The sequence below is a fragment of the Burkholderia orbicola genome, from assembly GCF_900100915.1.
GTDB classification, from domain to species: domain Bacteria; phylum Pseudomonadota; class Gammaproteobacteria; order Burkholderiales; family Burkholderiaceae; genus Burkholderia; species Burkholderia orbicola.
In genome coordinates this window covers 1,688,708-1,704,630 of sequence record NZ_FNKW01000001.1, presented here as the reverse complement: position 1 = coordinate 1,704,630, position 15,923 = coordinate 1,688,708, and the positions used below count along the sequence as shown (strand labels likewise).

At 63.6% G+C, this 15,923-nt stretch carries 15 protein-coding genes; all 15 read left to right on the top strand.

What is annotated here, in order from left to right; genetic code table 11:
* The first annotated feature begins 90 nt into the window (after positions 1-90).
* Positions 91-2,061 (top strand): tRNA uridine-5-carboxymethylaminomethyl(34) synthesis enzyme MnmG, encoded by a 1,971-nt coding sequence (gene mnmG / locus BLS50_RS08140; RefSeq protein WP_074801827.1) that lies wholly within the window; start codon positions 91-93, stop codon positions 2,059-2,061.
* Positions 2,058-2,744 (top strand): 16S rRNA (guanine(527)-N(7))-methyltransferase RsmG, encoded by a 687-nt coding sequence (rsmG, locus tag BLS50_RS08135; protein ID WP_074801824.1) that lies wholly within the window; start codon positions 2,058-2,060, stop codon positions 2,742-2,744. The genes mnmG and rsmG overlap by 4 nt, the downstream gene beginning before the upstream one ends.
* 51 nt (positions 2,745-2,795) lie before the next feature.
* The gene (locus BLS50_RS08130; RefSeq protein WP_006482737.1) at positions 2,796-3,575 is read left to right on the top strand and encodes a ParA family protein; all 780 of its coding nucleotides are present in this window, start codon (positions 2,796-2,798) and stop codon (positions 3,573-3,575) included.
* Positions 3,576-3,606: 31 nt separating this feature from the next.
* A complete protein-coding gene (locus BLS50_RS08125; protein WP_011546803.1) occupies positions 3,607-4,500 on the top strand; it encodes a ParB/RepB/Spo0J family partition protein in 894 nt (297 codons plus the stop codon).
* Positions 4,501-4,510: 10 nt separating this feature from the next.
* Positions 4,511-5,641, top strand: coding sequence for an SLC13 family permease (locus BLS50_RS08120; protein WP_074801821.1), 1,131 nt, complete (start codon positions 4,511-4,513; stop codon positions 5,639-5,641).
* Between the two features lie 567 nt (positions 5,642-6,208).
* Positions 6,209-6,733 carry an ATP synthase subunit I gene (locus tag BLS50_RS08110; RefSeq protein WP_006477280.1) on the top strand — a complete coding sequence of 175 codons (525 nt, stop codon included), beginning with the start codon at positions 6,209-6,211 and terminating at the stop codon, positions 6,731-6,733.
* A 110-nt stretch (positions 6,734-6,843) separates the two neighbouring features.
* Positions 6,844-7,695 carry a F0F1 ATP synthase subunit A gene (gene atpB / locus BLS50_RS08105; RefSeq protein WP_074801818.1) on the top strand — a complete coding sequence of 284 codons (852 nt, stop codon included), beginning with the start codon at positions 6,844-6,846 and terminating at the stop codon, positions 7,693-7,695.
* 75 nt (positions 7,696-7,770) lie between these two features.
* Positions 7,771-8,040 carry a F0F1 ATP synthase subunit C gene (atpE, locus tag BLS50_RS08100; protein ID WP_006482730.1) on the top strand — a complete coding sequence of 90 codons (270 nt, stop codon included), beginning with the start codon at positions 7,771-7,773 and terminating at the stop codon, positions 8,038-8,040.
* A 129-nt stretch (positions 8,041-8,169) separates the two neighbouring features.
* Positions 8,170-8,640, top strand: coding sequence for a F0F1 ATP synthase subunit B (locus tag BLS50_RS08095; RefSeq protein WP_006477283.1), 471 nt, complete (start codon positions 8,170-8,172; stop codon positions 8,638-8,640).
* 2 nt (positions 8,641-8,642) lie between these two features.
* Positions 8,643-9,182, top strand: coding sequence for a F0F1 ATP synthase subunit delta (locus tag BLS50_RS08090; RefSeq protein ID WP_006477284.1), 540 nt, complete (start codon positions 8,643-8,645; stop codon positions 9,180-9,182).
* Between the two features lie 44 nt (positions 9,183-9,226).
* Positions 9,227-10,768: a F0F1 ATP synthase subunit alpha gene (gene atpA, locus BLS50_RS08085; protein ID WP_006477285.1), complete on the top strand. Its 1,542-nt coding sequence runs from the start codon at positions 9,227-9,229 to the stop codon at positions 10,766-10,768.
* A gap of 68 nt (positions 10,769-10,836) precedes the next feature.
* Entirely contained in the window at positions 10,837-11,712 is an 876-nt protein-coding gene (atpG, locus tag BLS50_RS08080) for a F0F1 ATP synthase subunit gamma (protein WP_006482709.1), read from the top strand.
* Positions 11,713-11,778: 66 nt separating this feature from the next.
* A complete protein-coding gene (atpD, locus tag BLS50_RS08075) occupies positions 11,779-13,173 on the top strand; it encodes a F0F1 ATP synthase subunit beta (RefSeq protein WP_006477287.1) in 1,395 nt (464 codons plus the stop codon).
* A gap of 120 nt (positions 13,174-13,293) precedes the next feature.
* Positions 13,294-13,719: a F0F1 ATP synthase subunit epsilon gene (locus tag BLS50_RS08070; RefSeq protein ID WP_006477288.1), complete on the top strand. Its 426-nt coding sequence runs from the start codon at positions 13,294-13,296 to the stop codon at positions 13,717-13,719.
* A gap of 263 nt (positions 13,720-13,982) precedes the next feature.
* Positions 13,983-15,710, top strand: coding sequence for an AMP-binding protein (locus BLS50_RS08065; RefSeq protein WP_074801814.1), 1,728 nt, complete (start codon positions 13,983-13,985; stop codon positions 15,708-15,710).
* Positions 15,711-15,923 lie beyond the last annotated feature (213 nt).

Below are 15,923 nucleotides of genomic sequence, written 5' to 3'. Positions count from 1 at the left end.
ATGGCCTTCGAGTGAAAAGCGAACCCGCTATAATTCGGCCCATACATTTCTCTGATAGGTTCGTGCGCAGCTCCGCGTACGGAATCCACCATGCTTTTTCCCACAGAATTTGACGTCATCGTCGTCGGTGGCGGCCATGCCGGCACGGAAGCCGCGCTGGCGTCGGCCCGTATGGGCGCGAAGACACTGCTGCTGACCCACAACATCGAAACGCTTGGGCAGATGAGCTGCAATCCGTCGATCGGCGGTATTGGCAAGGGCCATCTGGTCAAGGAAGTCGACGCGCTCGGCGGCGCAATGGCTGCCGCGACGGATGAAAGCGGTATTCAGTTCCGGATCCTCAATTCATCGAAGGGCCCGGCCGTGCGCGCGACTCGCGCACAGGCGGATCGCATCCTGTACAAGGCCGCGATCCGCCATCGGCTCGAAAATCAGCCGAACCTGTGGCTGTTCCAACAGGCCGTCGACGACCTGATGGTCGAAGGCGACCGCGTGGTCGGCGCCGTTACGCAGATCGGCATCCGCTTCCGCGCTCGCGCGGTCGTGCTGACGGCCGGGACGTTCCTCGACGGCAAGATCCACGTCGGCCTGAACAACTACACGGGCGGTCGCGCTGGCGATCCGGCGGCCGTGTCGCTGTCGTCGCGCCTGAAGGAGCTGAAGCTGCCGCAGGGCCGGCTGAAGACCGGTACGCCGCCGCGTATCGACGGCCGCACGATCGACTTCTCGAAGCTCGACGAGCAGCCGGGCGACCTCGATCCGATTCCCGTGTTCTCGTTCCTGGGCCGCGCGGAGCAGCATCCGCAGCAGCTGCCGTGCTGGGTCACGCATACGAACGAGCGAACGCACGACATCATTCGCGGCGGTCTCGATCGTTCGCCTATGTATACAGGCGTGATCGAAGGCGTCGGGCCGCGCTATTGCCCGTCGATCGAGGACAAGATCCACCGGTTCGCCTCGAAGGAGTCGCACCAGATCTTCCTCGAACCGGAAGGGCTGACGACCAATGAGTTCTACCCGAACGGGATCTCGACGAGCCTGCCGTTCGATGTCCAACTCGAACTCGTGCATTCGATGCGCGGCCTCGAGAACGCGCACATCCTGCGCCCCGGCTACGCGATCGAGTACGACTACTTCGACCCGCGTGCGCTGAAGGCATCGCTCGAGACGAAGGCGATCAACGGGCTGTTCTTTGCGGGCCAGATCAACGGCACGACCGGCTACGAAGAAGCGGCCGCGCAGGGGCTGTTGGCCGGCCTCAATGCGGGCCGCTACGTGCAGGAGAAGGATGCGTGGTGCCCGCGTCGCGACCAGGCTTATCTGGGCGTGCTGGTCGACGATCTCGTCACGCGCGGCGTGGCCGAGCCGTACCGCATGTTCACGAGTCGCGCCGAGTATCGCCTGAGCCTGCGCGAAGACAATGCCGACATGCGTCTGACCGAAATCGGCCGCGAGCTGGGGCTCGTCGACGACGCGCGTTGGGACGCATTCAGCCGGAAGCGCGACGCTGTTTCACGTGAAACCGAACGCCTGAAGTCGACCTGGGTCACGCCGAAGACGCTGCCGGCGGAAGAGGCGACGGCATTGCTCGGCAAGGCAATCGATCACGAATACAGCCTCGCTGAACTGCTGCGTCGGCCTGGCGTGAGCTACGATGGCGTGTGCGGACTGAAGGGCGGCGAGTGCGGCCCCGCAGAGCCGTTGGCGGACGATCCGGTGCTGCTCGACCAGATCAAGGAGCAGGTCGAGATCGGCATCAAGTATCAGGGCTATATCGAGCGCCAGGCATCCGAGATCGAGCGCAACGACGCGAACGAGAACACGCGCCTGCCGGACGGTATCGATTACCGCGAAGTCCGCGGCCTGTCATTCGAGGTGAGCCAGAAGCTCAACGAATTCCGGCCGGAAACGATCGGGCAGGCGTCGCGTATCTCGGGCGTCACGCCGGCGGCAATCTCGCTGCTGATGGTGCACCTGAAGCGTCGCGGCCTGGGCCGCCGTAACGGTACGGCCGCAGAGGCCGCGGAGCAGGGGGACGGCGCCGTCCCGACGCAACAATGACGGCGCGTCGCGCGCCGGCGGTTAATCGGGACGTACTGGAAGGGATGCTCGTCGAAGGTACGGCGGCGCTCGGCCTCACGCTGACGGATACGCAACGCAACCAGTTGCTCGACTATGTCGCGCTGCTCGGCAAGTGGAACGCGGTCTACAACCTGACCGCGATCCGCGACCCGAAGCAGATGCTGATCCAGCACATCCTCGATTCGCTTTCCATCGTCCCGCATCTGCGCGGCCGTGCGTCGGCGCGCGTGCTCGACGTCGGCTCGGGCGGCGGGCTGCCCGGTATCGTGCTCGCGATCGTCGAGCCGGGCTGGCAGGTCACGCTGAACGATATCGTGCAGAAGAAGTCTGCCTTCCAGACGCAGATGCGCGCAGAGCTGAAGCTCGCGAACCTGTCGGTGGTCACCGGGCGGGTCGAATCGCTGCAGCCGGGTGTCGAAGTGCCGGAAAAATTCGACATGATCGTATCCCGCGCTTTCGCGGATCTATCCGACTTCGTTAAACTTGCTCGACATCTGGTCGCGCCGGGCGGTTCGATCTGGGCGATGAAGGGCGTTCACCCGGACGACGAGATTGCGCGGTTGCCGGAAGGCAGCCGTGTCACGCAGACGATCCGGCTGGCGGTGCCGATGCTCGATGCAGAGCGGCATCTGTTCGAAGTGGCCGTCGACGACGCGAATTGAAGGCGCGCGGTAGCGCGCCGTTTGTTTGAAGGTAAAGGGAACACACCAACGATGGCAAAGATCTTCTGCGTTGCGAACCAGAAGGGGGGCGTCGGCAAGACGACGACATCGGTCAATCTCGCCGCAAGCCTTGCAGCGCAGGAGCAACGAGTCCTGTTGATCGATCTCGACCCGCAGGGCAACGCGACGATGGGCAGCGGGATCGACAAGGCCGCCTGCGAAGCGACCGTGTACGAGGTGCTGGTCGACGGCGTGTCGGTGACCGATGCGCGCGTGCGTCCGGAAGGCGTCACCTACGACGTGCTTCCCGCGAACCGCGAGCTGTCCGGCGCGGAGATCGAACTGATCAGCATCGACAACCGCGAGCGCCGCCTGAAGGCCGCGCTCGAGCGCGTGGCCGACGACTACGATTTCGTGCTGATCGATTGCCCGCCGACGCTGTCGCTGCTGACGCTGAACGGCCTGTGCGCGGCGCATGGCGTCGTGATCCCGATGCAGTGCGAGTATTTCGCGCTGGAAGGGCTGTCGGACCTCGTCAATACGATCAAGCAGGTTCACGCGAACATGAACCGCGACCTGAAGATCATCGGCTTGCTGCGCGTGATGTTCGATCCGCGCATCACGCTGCAGCAGCAAGTCTCCGATCAACTGAAAGCGCACTTCGGCGACAAGGTGTTCGACGCGGTGATTCCGCGCAACGTGCGCCTGGCCGAAGCGCCGAGTTACGGGTTGCCGGGCGTCGTGTTCGACCGCAGTTCGCGCGGTGCGCAAGCGTATATCCAGTTCGGTGCCGAGATGATCGAGCGCGTGCGCGCGTTCGAGGTGTCGTGATCCGGACATGAGCGAAGCGAGGAAGAAAGACATGAACGCGGTACCAAAGAAGAAGGGCTTGGGACGTGGCCTCGAAGCGCTGCTCGGCGGCAGTGCCGATATCACCGAAGCGGTGAAGATCGAAGGGGCACCGAACACGCTCGCGCTCGGCAAGCTGCAAGCCGGCAAGTACCAGCCGCGTACGCGGATGGACGAGGGCAGCCTGCAGGAGCTCGCGGCCAGCATTCGCGCGCAGGGCGTGATGCAGCCGATCCTGGTACGGCCCATTTCATCAGACAAATACGAGATCATCGCGGGCGAGCGGCGTTTCCGCGCGGCGCGCCTGGCCGGCCTCGATGAAGTGCCGGTGCTGGTGAAGGACGTATCCGATCAGGCTGCCGCCGCGATGGCGCTGATCGAGAACATCCAGCGCGAGGATCTGAATCCGCTCGAAGAGGCACACGGTATCCAGCGCCTGCTCGACGAGTTCGGTTTCACGCACGAACAGGCGGCCGAATCGGTCGGCCGTTCGCGCAGCGCGGTATCGAACCTGCTGCGCCTGCTTAACCTCGCATCGCCGGTGCAGACGATGCTGCTGGCCGGCGATCTCGACATGGGGCACGCACGCGCGCTGCTCGCGGTCGACGCGGCCACGCAGATCACGCTCGCGCATCAGGTGGTCAACAAGCGCATGTCGGTGCGCGAGACCGAGAAGCTCGTCTCGCACACGACGAAGGAAGCGCCGGCCGTGAAGGCGCGTGCGAAGGACGATGGCGGCCGCGATACGCGTCGCCTCGAAGAGGAGTTGTCGGACCTGCTCGCGTCGACGGTGAAGATCAAGCTGGGCCGCCGCGGGCGAGGGCAGGTGCTGATCGACTTCGGCAACCTCGATGCACTCGAAGGCATTCTCGCGCGGCTGCGCGGCAACGTCGCAACAGAAGAATAACGGGGCGGGTATGGAGGAAACGGGGGCACCGGCACCACGCCGGTGGCTCGGCTGGCTTGCGCAGGAACCGGTGCTGTCGGTGCTCGCGCTTGGCCTGATCGTGCTGCAATGGGTGCGTCCGCAACCATTTTCGGTACTGGCCGATCGCGTCGACTGGCAGACGGTCGCGACGCTCGCGGGCCTGCTGATGCTGACCAAGGCGCTCGAGTTGTCCGGCTGCCTGATGTGGCTCGCGCATCGCATCGTGCATCACGTGCATTCCGAACGCGGGCTCGCGATGCTGCTCGTCGGCTTCGCCGCCGTGCTGTCGATGTGGCTCACCAACGACGTCGCCTTGTTCGTCGTCGTGCCGTTGATGGTGTCGCTGCGCGCGCTGACACCGCTGCCGTTCCGGCGGCTCGTGATCGTGGTCGCGCTGGCCGTCAACGCGGGGTCCGTCGCAACCCCGCTCGGCAATCCGCAGAATCTTTTCCTGTGGCAGTTGAGCGGCGTGTCGTTCGGTCGTTTCGTGGTCACGCTCGGGCCGCTCGCCGTCGCGCTGATGGTGCTGCTGCTCGTGCTGACCGCGTTGATGTTTCGCGCGAAGCCGCTCGACTTGTCGGGCGACGCCGCCGCGTTGCCCGTACAACGCATGCACGCGCTGATCGCGGCCGTGCTGTTCGCCGCGTTCGTGCTGCTCGCCGATGCGCACCATCCGCTGCCGGGCCTCGTCGGTGTCGCCATCGTGCTGCTCGCCGTCAAACGTGACGCAGTCCTGAAGATCGACTGGCTGCTGCTGCTGATCTTCGTGCTGATGTTCGTCGTGCTGCGCAGCGCGGCTGCGCTGCCCGTCGTGCACGACGCGATCGCGCACGCGCAACTCGATTCGCCGCTGCGCGTCTATGCCGCCGGCGCCGTGCTGTCACAGGTGATCAGCAACGTGCCGGCCGCGATCCTGCTGTCGGAGTTCACGCACGACTGGCGCGCGCTTGCGTTCGGCGTATCGGTCGGCGGCTTCGGTTTCGCGATCGGCTCGCTCGCGAACCTGATCGCGGTGCGTCTCGCGAAGGAGCCGCGCATGTGGTTGCCGTTCCACCTCGTTTCGATTCCGTTCGCGCTGGCGAGCGCGGCGCTTGGCGCGTGGCTGCTCATGCACGGTTGAGCGAGCCGGTGCGTGCGGCACAGGTGTGCCGTTCGGGTGGCGGGCAGGGCGCACAGCGTCCGCAGTGATCAAGGATTGTTGATAAGTGCTGCAACCCACAGTCGAACATCTGTGGCGGCGCGACAACTGATTGGATGAATCGATGCGCGAACATCCGGTCGAATGTCGCGCGTCGCGTGCGGTGGTTCGGTCATCGCGCGTTGCCTGTTCCGCCGCGTTGCGCCGCGTCATTCGAGATGGCTGGATTACCGCCCATTCCCCGTCGCCATCGCGCCGCTTCCGCCTGGCCCGCATCGGGCATCGTTTCCCCGCCATTTACCCCGTTACCGGACTTTTTCGCGCAAGAAATACCGGTGCGAAAAACCGACCTTACAACTGTCATCGTACGTCGTCGAATCGGGCGTTTTTTCACATCATGAGGCGTCGTTTTATGCAGGTTTTTGTCGCGTCTAAAGCCTTGAATCACTTGCAACTATCGCTTACAATCGCCCGGATTTGTTAGCTAGGCACCCCTGAAAGCTTTCGGAAAGCTTGGGGTCGGTTTGAAGGATTCTGCGGAAGATTGCGATGGCGGGTCAGGCGCCGGACGACAGGCACGATGATCAGCGCACGCAACGCACCGCTTCGGCGGTTGGCGCGCGGCGTGAATCCGACGATGACTGGGATGTCGAGCAGCAAGATAACAACATCGTTCCGCTGACGCGGGCCGAGGCCGAAAGGCTGTTCGGTCCGAACGTGAGCAAGCCCTCGCGCGTGACCCCCTACAAGGTGGTGTTCGCGCAAGTGGTCCTGTCCCTGGTTGCAACGCTGGCGTGGTGGCTGTTTTCGAAGTCGCCGGGCGCCGCTGCGCAATCCGCGTTTCTGGGCGGAGCGATCGGCTGGGTGCCCAGTGCGGTATTCGTGGCACGACTGAAGGCAGGTGGCTCGGCCACCGTGATGAGCTGGGTGATGGGCGAAGCCCTGAAACTGGCTCTGACGATCGGGATGTTCACCGCGGTGGCGTTCGGCTGGGCCGGCGTGCATTGGGTGCCGTTCCTCGTCACGTACCTCGTCGTGCTGAAGACGTACTGGATCGCGCTGGCCTGGCGGTAAGGAACAAGCAGCGTGCGGTTTCGACAACGAACCGCACCGGCCCGTTCCCGCAATAGCGTGTTGCGGAACGGGGCAAAACGATTTTCGACAATTTGGGTGGCATTAACGATATGGCAGCTAGCGAAGGCACGCGCGGTCCGGATCCGTCCGAGTACATTGCGCACCACTTGCAGAATTTCTCCACCTCGCATCAGACGTCGATTTTCGACATTCACGTCTGGAATCTCGACACGCTGTTCTGGTCGATCGTTTGCGGCATCGTGACGATCGTCCTGCTGCGTCTGGCCGCCCGCAAGGCGACGTCGGGCGTGCCGGGCCGTTTCCAGTGTGCGATCGAGATGCTCGTCGAAATGGTCGAAGACCAGTCGAAGGCCATCGTCCACGGCAATCGTACCTTCATCGCGCCGCTCGCCCTCACGGTGTTCGTGTGGGTCGCGCTGATGAACTCCCTCGACTTCCTCCCGGTCGACCTGCCGGGCCGCGTGATCGGCCTGCTCGGTCTGTCGGACGTGATTTCCCACCATCGCATCGTCCCGACGGCCGACCTGAACGGCACGCTCGGCATCGCGCTCGGCGTGTTCGTCCTGATGATCTACTACAGCGTCAAGATCAAGGGCGCGGGCGGCTTTGCGCATGAGCTGCTGTCGGCGCCGTTCGGCGGCCACCCGGCGCTGTGGATCCCGAACCTCGCGCTCAACATCGTCGAATACGTTGCAAAGACCGTTTCGCTCGGCATGCGGCTGTTCGGCAACATGTACGCGGGTGAGCTGTTGTTCCTGTTGATCGCCCTGCTCGGCAGCATGTGGAGCTTCGGTGGCGATGCAACGTTCCTCGGCTTCGTTGGTCATGTGATCGCGGGTAGCGTCTGGGCAATCTTCCACATTCTGATTGTTCTGTTGCAGGCATTCATTTTCATGATGCTGACGCTGGTGTATCTCGGCCAGGCGCACGACACGCACTAAGCGTGGCGTGCAACAAAGAGTCTTCGTTTTAGTTTTTTAAATCTCAGTTCCAAGTCTTTTCACAAAGGAGTGATCATGCAAGCTTACATCGCCAACATCCAGGGTCTGACCGCCATCGGTATCGGCATCATCATCGGCCTGGGTGCAATCGGCGCCTGTATCGGTATCGCGCTGATGGGTGGCAAGTACATCGAAGCCTGCGCACGTCAGCCGGAACTCATCAACCCGCTGCAAACGAAGATGTTCCTGCTGGCTGGTCTGATCGACGCTGCATTCCTGATCGGCGTTGGTGTCGCAATGCTGTTCGCGTTCGCGAACCCGCTCCTGTCGAAGCTCGCAGGCTAAGGTTCCTCGGAAATATGCGTCCGGCGTGAGCCGGCGCAGGGCGGAACGGAGACTTGGGGCGCTGATCGAATGCAACTCGATGAGCGCCTTACCGTTTCATTTTTCCGGAATAGCAGATAAGGAAACACCGTGAATCTCAACGCAACTCTGTTTGCGCAAATGGTCGTGTTCCTGGTCCTCGCGTGGTTCACGATGAAATTCGTGTGGCCGCCGTTGATCAACGCCCTCGACGAACGTTCGAAGAAGATCGCCGACGGCCTCGCCGCCGCGGAGAAGGGCAAGGCGGAACTCGACGCAGCGCACAAGCGCGTGGACCAGGAACTCGCGCAGGCCCGCAACGACGGCCAGCAGCGCATCGCCGACGCTGAAAAGCGTGCCCAGGCGGTCGCCGAGGAAATCAAGGCCAACGCCCAGGCTGAAGCCGCCCGCATCGTCGCCCAGGCGAAGGCGGAAGCAGAACAGCAAATCGTGAAGGCGCGCGAAGCGCTGCGTGGCGAAGTCGCCGCGCTGGCCGTGAAGGGCGCCGAGCAGATCCTGAAGCGCGAAGTCGATCAAACGGCCCACGCCCAACTGCTGAATCAACTGAAAGCCGAGCTCTGATCATGGCCGAACTTGCAACCATCGCCCGCCCTTACGCAGAAGCGCTGTTCCGCGTGGCCGAGGGCGGTGACATCGCCGCCTGGTCCACGCTCGTGCAAGAGCTGGCCCAGGTTGCGCGTCTGCCGGAAGTACTGTCGGTCGCGTCGAGCCCGAAGGTGACGCGCACGCAAGTAGCCGAGTTGCTGCTTGCTGCGGTGAAGTCGCCCGTCGCGGCCGGCGCCGAAGCGAAGAACTTCGTGCAGATGCTGGTCGACAATCATCGCATCGCGCTGCTGCCGGAAATTGCCGAGCAGTTCGAGGCGCTCAAGAACGAACGTGAAGGCGCAGCCGACGCCGAGATCGTGAGCGCGTTCCCGCTGAACGGCGCGGATCTCGACAGTCTCGTCTCGGGCCTCGAACGCAAGTTCAAGCGCAAGCTGAAACCGACGGTCGAAGTCGATTCGTCGCTGATCGGCGGCGTGCGCGTGACGGTCGGCGACGAAGTGCTCGACACCTCGGTTCGCGCGCGCCTCGCATCGATGCAGGCTGCCTTGACCGCCTGAGCGCCACGCCGGCACGCAACAGAATTGACTATCAGGAGCGAATAATGCAACTCAATCCCTCTGAGATCAGCGAGCTGATCAAGAGCCGGATCCAGGGCCTTGAAGCGAGCGCAGACGTTCGCAACCAGGGCACCGTGATCTCCGTGACCGACGGTATCGTGCGTATCCACGGCCTGTCGGACGTGATGCAGGGCGAAATGCTCGAGTTTCCGGGCAACACGTTCGGTCTCGCGCTGAACCTCGAGCGCGACTCGGTCGGCGCGGTGATTCTCGGCGAATACGAACACATCTCGGAAGGCGACATCGTCAAGACGACGGGCCGCATTCTCGAAGTCCCGGTCGGCCCGGAACTCGTCGGCCGCGTGGTCGACGCGCTCGGCAACCCGATCGACGGCAAGGGCCCGGTCAACGCGAAGCTGACCGACGCGATCGAAAAGATCGCCCCGGGCGTGATCTGGCGTAAGTCGGTGTCGCAGCCGGTGCAGACGGGCATCAAGTCGATCGACGCGATGGTGCCGATCGGCCGTGGCCAGCGTGAGCTGATCATCGGCGACCGTCAGTGCGGCAAGACCGCGGTGGCGCTCGACGCGATCATCAACCAGAAGGGCAAGGACCTGATCTGTATCTACGTCGCGATCGGCCAGAAGGCTTCGTCGATCATGAACGTGGTTCGCAAGCTCGAAGAAACGGGCGCGATGGAATACACGATCGTCGTCGCCGCTTCGGCATCGGATTCGGCTGCGATGCAGTACCTGGCACCGTACGCCGGCTGCACGATGGGCGAATACTTCCGCGACCGTGGCCAAGACGCGCTGATCATCTATGACGACTTGACCAAGCAGGCTTGGGCATACCGTCAGATCTCGCTGCTGCTGCGCCGCCCGCCGGGCCGTGAAGCGTACCCGGGTGACGTGTTCTATCTGCACTCGCGTCTGCTGGAGCGTGCGGCTCGCGTGTCGGAAGAGTACGTCGAGAAGTTCACGAACGGCGAAGTGAAGGGCAAGAGCGGCTCGCTGACGGCACTGCCGGTCATCGAAACGCAGGCTGGCGACGTGACCGCGTTCGTTCCGACGAACGTGATCTCGATTACCGACGGCCAGATCTTCCTGGAAACCGACCTGTTCAACGCAGGCATCCGCCCGGCAATCAACGCCGGCGTGTCGGTGTCGCGCGTCGGTGGCGCCGCTCAGACGAAGGTCGTGAAGAAGCTGTCGGGCGGTATCCGTACCGACCTCGCGCAGTACCGTGAACTGGCCGCATTCGCGCAGTTCGCATCGGACCTCGACGAAGCGACCCGCAAGCAGCTCGAGCGCGGCCGCCGCGTGACGGAACTGCTGAAGCAGCCGCAGTACCAGCCGCTGCAGGTCTGGGAACTGGCCGTGTCGCTGTACGCCGCGAACAACGGCTACCTCGACGACCTCGACGTCAAGCAAGTGCTGCCGTTCGAGAAGGGCCTGCGCGACAACCTGAAGACCAGCCACGCTGACCTCATCAAGCGCATCGAAGACACCAAGGATCTCTCGAAGGACGACGAAGGCGCGCTGCGCTCGGCGATCGAAGCCTTCAAGAAGTCCGGTGCCTATTGATCCGCGAGTGACACACTGAGGCCGCGCGGGTGCCGAGCACCCGCGCCGCTTCGGTCAAGGAGCAAGCTATGGCTGGAATGAAGGAAATTCGCGGCAAGATCAAGAGCGTGCAGAACACGCGCAAGATCACGAAGGCGATGGAGATGGTGGCTGCATCGAAGATGCGTCGCGCGCAGGAACGCATGCGCGCCGCTCGTCCGTATGCAGACAAGGTCCGTGCCATCGCCGCGCACATGAGCCGTGCGAACCCCGAGTACCGTCACCCGTTCATGGTGGCGAACGACGGCGCGCAGACGGCCGGCATCATCCTCGTCACGACGGACAAGGGTCTGTGCGGTGGTCTGAACACCAACGTGCTGCGTGCGACGGTGCAGAAGTTCAAGGAGCTGGAAGAGAAGGGCCAGAAGGTCGAAGCCACCGCGATCGGCGGCAAGGGCCTCGGGTTCCTGAACCGCTTCGGCGCGAAGGTGATGTCGCAGGTCGTGCACCTCGGCGACACCCCGCACCTGGACAAGCTGATCGGCGCCGTGAAGACGCAGCTCGATCTGTACTCGGAAGGCAAGCTGTCGGCGGTTTATATCGCTTACACGCGCTTCGTCAACACGATGAAGCAGGAAGCCGTGATCGAGCAGCTGCTGCCGCTGTCGTCGGACCACTTCGAAGCCGATGACGGTACGCCGGCGACGTCGTGGGACTACATCTACGAGCCGGACGCGCAGGCAGTCGTCGACGAACTGCTCGTGCGTTACGTCGAGGCGCTGGTGTACCAGGCCGTCGCGGAAAACATGGCGTCCGAGCAATCGGCGCGCATGGTCGCGATGAAGGCCGCGTCCGACAACGCGAAGACGGTGATCAGCGAACTGCAGCTCGTATACAACAAGAGCCGTCAGGCCGCGATCACGAAAGAACTGTCGGAGATCGTCGGCGGCGCAGCCGCTGTTTAAGCGCGCGCCCGGGACGACAACTGCGCCTTTGCGCGAGTAAAGAATCAGGTATTTAAAGGAAAAGCGATGAGTACTGCTGCTTTGGTAGAAGGCAAGATCGTACAGTGCATCGGCGCCGTTATCGACGTGGAATTCCCGCGCGACAGCATGCCGAAGATCTACGACGCGCTCATTCTCGATGGCTCGGAACTGACGCTCGAAGTCCAGCAGCAGCTGGGTGACGGCGTGGTCCGTACCATTTGTCTGGGTGCATCCGACGGCCTGCGCCGCGGCCTGACCGTGAAGAACACGGCGAAGCCGATCTCGGTGCCGGTCGGCAAGCCGACCCTCGGCCGAATCATGGACGTGCTCGGCCGTCCGATCGACGAAGCCGGTCCGATCGAGAGCGACGTGACGCGTTCGATCCACCAGAAGGCACCGGCGTTCGACGAACTGTCGCCGTCGACCGAACTGCTCGAAACGGGTATCAAGGTCATCGACCTGATCTGCCCGTTCGCAAAGGGCGGCAAGGTTGGCCTGTTCGGTGGTGCAGGCGTGGGCAAGACCGTCAACATGATGGAGCTCATCAACAACATCGCGAAGGAACACGGCGGTTACTCCGTGTTCGCGGGCGTGGGCGAGCGTACCCGTGAAGGGAACGACTTCTACCACGAAATGAAGGACTCGAACGTTCTCGACAAGGTCGCGCTGGTGTACGGCCAGATGAACGAGCCGCCGGGCAACCGTCTGCGCGTCGCGCTGACCGGCCTGACGATGGCCGAGCACTTCCGTGACGAAGGCCTCGACGTGCTGTTCTTCGTCGACAACATCTACCGTTTCACGCTGGCCGGTACCGAAGTGTCGGCACTGCTCGGTCGTATGCCGTCGGCAGTGGGTTATCAGCCGACGCTGGCTGAAGAAATGGGCAAGCTGCAAGAGCGCATCACGTCGACCAAGAAGGGCTCGATTACGTCGGTTCAGGCCGTGTACGTCCCTGCGGACGACTTGACCGACCCGTCGCCGGCAACCACCTTCGGCCACCTGGACGCAACCGTCGTTCTGTCGCGTGACATCGCTTCGCTGGGTATCTACCCGGCGGTCGACCCGCTCGACTCGACGTCGCGCCAGATCGACCCGAACGTGATCGGTGAAGAGCATTACTCGATCACCCGTCGCGTTCAGCAGACGCTGCAGCGCTACAAGGAACTGCGCGACATCATCGCGATTCTGGGCATGGACGAACTGTCGCCGGAAGACAAGCTGTCGGTCGCACGTGCGCGTAAGATCCAGCGTTTCCTGTCGCAGCCGTTCCACGTCGCTGAAGTGTTCACGGGCTCGCCGGGCAAGTACGTGCCGCTGAAGGAAACGATCCGTGGCTTCAAGATGATCGTCGACGGCGAGTGCGACCACCTGCCGGAACAGGCGTTCTACATGGTCGGCACGATCGACGAAGCCTTCGAAAAGGCCAAGAAGATCCAGTAAGGGCTGAGTGAGTCGCAAGCCGGCGAGTGCCGGCCGGAACAATAAGTCAGTGATGACTTGTATTCCGGCCGCCTGCGCCGGCCGCAATACGCTCAACCCGTGGATGAGATTGGAGTCGATATGGCAACCATCAAAGTAGACGTCGTCAGCGCGGAAGAGCAGATCTTCTCGGGCGAGGCGAAATTCGTCGCGCTGCCGGGCGAAACGGGTGAGCTGGGCATTCTGCCGGGTCACACGCCGCTCATTACCCGGATTCGTCCGGGTGCGGTGCGCATCGAGGTCGAGGGCGGCAACGACGAATTCGTGTTCGTCGCAGGCGGCATTCTCGAAGTGCAGCCGGGCGCCGTGACGGTGCTCGCCGATACCGCGATCCGCGGCAAGGACCTCGACGCGGCGAAAGCCGAGGAAGCGCGCAAGCGTGCCGAGGAAACGCTGCAGAACGCGAAGTCGGATCTCGACCTCGCGAAAGCGCAATCCGAGCTCGCGACCGCGATGGCGCAGCTCGAGGCGATCCAGCGTCTGGCGAAGATCCGCAGCCGGCACTGAGCCGCGCCGCGTATCCCGCGAAAGAAAGCAGCCTTCGGGCTGCTTTTTTTTCGCCCGCGTTTCGCCTGCATTTCGTCCATCTTTTTGCGGGCCGGATCGTATCGGCCGGTCGTGCTATTTCACCCGTCCGCCGCGATTCGATGTCAGAGTATCGTCAGCGGAGCGCGGCATCATCCGCGGTGAGGCCGGCCGTCGCGATCGTTGCGGCGGAGGCGCGCAGCAGGCGCGCGCGGCCGATCAGACAAAAACGGACGGAGACATCGATGGCAGCAGACCTTGGCAAGGGGGCGCTGATCGCGCCCGAAAACGGACTGTCGTACGTGCGCGGCGCGACCGACGTGCCGCTATCCAACGCGACGATCGGCCGGTTCCTGCTCGACACGGCCGGCCGCTTCCCCGACCGCCCGGCGGTCGTGTTCCGCGAGCAGCAGGTGCGCTGGACCTGGCGCGCGTTCGCGAACGAGATCGATGTGCTGGCCGCAGGGCTCGCCGCGCTCGGGATCGTGAAGGGCGACTGCGTCGGCATCTGGTCGCCGAACCGCAGCGAATGGCTGCTCACGCAGTTCGCGACCGCGCGAATCGGCGCGGTGCTCGTCAACATCAACCCGGCCTACCGGCTGTCGGAACTCGAATACGCGTTGAACAAGGTCGGCTGCAAGGCCGTGATCGCGGCCGAACGCTTCAAGAGCTCCGCGTACGTCGAGATGCTGCAGACCCTCGCGCCGGAGCTCGCGACCGCGACGCCGGGCGACCTGCATGCGGCGCGCGTGCCGAAACTGCGCACGATCGTGTCGATGGGCGAGGTGGCGCCTGCCGGCATGTTCCGCTTCGCGGACGTGATGGCGCGTGGCCGCCAGGCCGTCGATCCGGCGCTGCTCGATGCGATCGGCGCGGCGCTCACGGCCAACGATCCGATCAACATCCAGTTCACGAGCGGCACGACCGGCAGCCCGAAGGGCGCGACGCTCACGCACCGCAACGTCGTCAACAACGCGCGCTCGATCGCGATGGCGATGCGTTTCACCGAACAGGATTCGCTCTGCATCCCGGTGCCGCTCTATCACTGTTTCGGGATGGTGCTGGCCGTGCTCGCCTGCGTGTCGACGGGCGCCGCGATGGTGTTTCCCGGCGAAGCGTTCGACCCGGTGGCGACGCTCGCGGCGGTGGCCGAGGAGCGCTGCACCGCGCTGCACGGCGTGCCGACGATGTTCATCGCCGAGCTCGATCATCCGGCATTCCCGACATTCGATCTGTCGACGCTGCGCACCGGGATCATGGCCGGCTCGCCGTGCCCGATCGAGACGATGAAGCGCGTCGTGTCGCAGATGCATCTTTCCGAAATCACGATCGCGTACGGGATGACGGAGACGAGCCCCGTGTCGTTCCAGAGTTCGACCGACGATCCGCTGGAAAAGCGCACGACGACGGTCGGCCGCATCCAGCCGCATCTCGAAGTGAAGATCGTCGATCCGAGCGGCGACATCGTGCCGGTCGGCGCGACGGGCGAGCTGTGCACGAAGGGCTATTCGGTGATGCTCGGTTACTGGGACGACGACGCGAAGACGCGCGAGGTGCTGGTCGACGGCTGGATGCATACGGGCGATCTCGCGACGCTCGACGCGGACGGCTACTGCAACATCGTGGGCCGCCTGAAGGACATGGTGATTCGCGGCGGCGAGAACGTCTATCCGCGCGAGATCGAGGAATTCCTGTTCCGCCATCCGAAGATCCAGAGCGCGCAGGTATTCGGCGTGCCCGATGCGAAGTACGGCGAGGAGCTGTGCGCGTGGATCGTGCTGCGCGCGGACGAGCAGATGACCGAGGACGACGTGCGCGCGTTCTGCACCGGGCAGATCGCGCACTACAAGATTCCGCGCTATATCCGCTTCGTCGACGAGCTGCCGATGACGGTGACGGGCAAGGTGCAGAAGTTCGTGATGCGCGAGCGGATGATCGAGGAACTGAAGCTCGACGTGCAGAAGACTGCGTGAAGCGGGACGGTGCGGTGCGCGAAAATGCCGGAAAAACGTGGCGGCCTGCGGGTCGCTACGTTTTCGATGGACGAAAAAAAGCGGGCTTATTAGCCCGCTAAAAACCACACGCTACGGGGTTAGCGCGAGGAGACCAAAGATGAAACCGAGTCCGGCGGGGGGCCGGAAACGACTCCAACAGGGATGCCCCTCGGAAGGGCTTCGGTACGTGAC

What these genes read in the sequence shown, in the direction of transcription:
- mnmG (WP_074801827.1), top strand. Translation starts at nt 91, where the DNA reads ATGCTTTTTCCCACAGAATTTGACGTCATCGTCGTCGGTGGCGGCCAT.
- rsmG (WP_074801824.1), top strand. Translation starts at nt 2,058, where the DNA reads ATGACGGCGCGTCGCGCGCCGGCGGTTAATCGGGACGTACTGGAAGGG.
- BLS50_RS08130 (WP_006482737.1), top strand. Translation starts at nt 2,796, where the DNA reads ATGGCAAAGATCTTCTGCGTTGCGAACCAGAAGGGGGGCGTCGGCAAG.
- BLS50_RS08125 (WP_011546803.1), top strand. Translation starts at nt 3,607, where the DNA reads ATGAACGCGGTACCAAAGAAGAAGGGCTTGGGACGTGGCCTCGAAGCG.
- BLS50_RS08120 (WP_074801821.1), top strand. Translation starts at nt 4,511, where the DNA reads ATGGAGGAAACGGGGGCACCGGCACCACGCCGGTGGCTCGGCTGGCTT.
- BLS50_RS08110 (WP_006477280.1), top strand. Translation starts at nt 6,209, where the DNA reads ATGGCGGGTCAGGCGCCGGACGACAGGCACGATGATCAGCGCACGCAA.
- atpB (WP_074801818.1), top strand. Translation starts at nt 6,844, where the DNA reads ATGGCAGCTAGCGAAGGCACGCGCGGTCCGGATCCGTCCGAGTACATT.
- atpE (WP_006482730.1), top strand. Translation starts at nt 7,771, where the DNA reads ATGCAAGCTTACATCGCCAACATCCAGGGTCTGACCGCCATCGGTATC.
- BLS50_RS08090 (WP_006477284.1), top strand. Translation starts at nt 8,643, where the DNA reads ATGGCCGAACTTGCAACCATCGCCCGCCCTTACGCAGAAGCGCTGTTC.
- atpA (WP_006477285.1), top strand. Translation starts at nt 9,227, where the DNA reads ATGCAACTCAATCCCTCTGAGATCAGCGAGCTGATCAAGAGCCGGATC.
- atpG (WP_006482709.1), top strand. Translation starts at nt 10,837, where the DNA reads ATGGCTGGAATGAAGGAAATTCGCGGCAAGATCAAGAGCGTGCAGAAC.
- atpD (WP_006477287.1), top strand. Translation starts at nt 11,779, where the DNA reads ATGAGTACTGCTGCTTTGGTAGAAGGCAAGATCGTACAGTGCATCGGC.
- BLS50_RS08070 (WP_006477288.1), top strand. Translation starts at nt 13,294, where the DNA reads ATGGCAACCATCAAAGTAGACGTCGTCAGCGCGGAAGAGCAGATCTTC.
- BLS50_RS08065 (WP_074801814.1), top strand. Translation starts at nt 13,983, where the DNA reads ATGGCAGCAGACCTTGGCAAGGGGGCGCTGATCGCGCCCGAAAACGGA.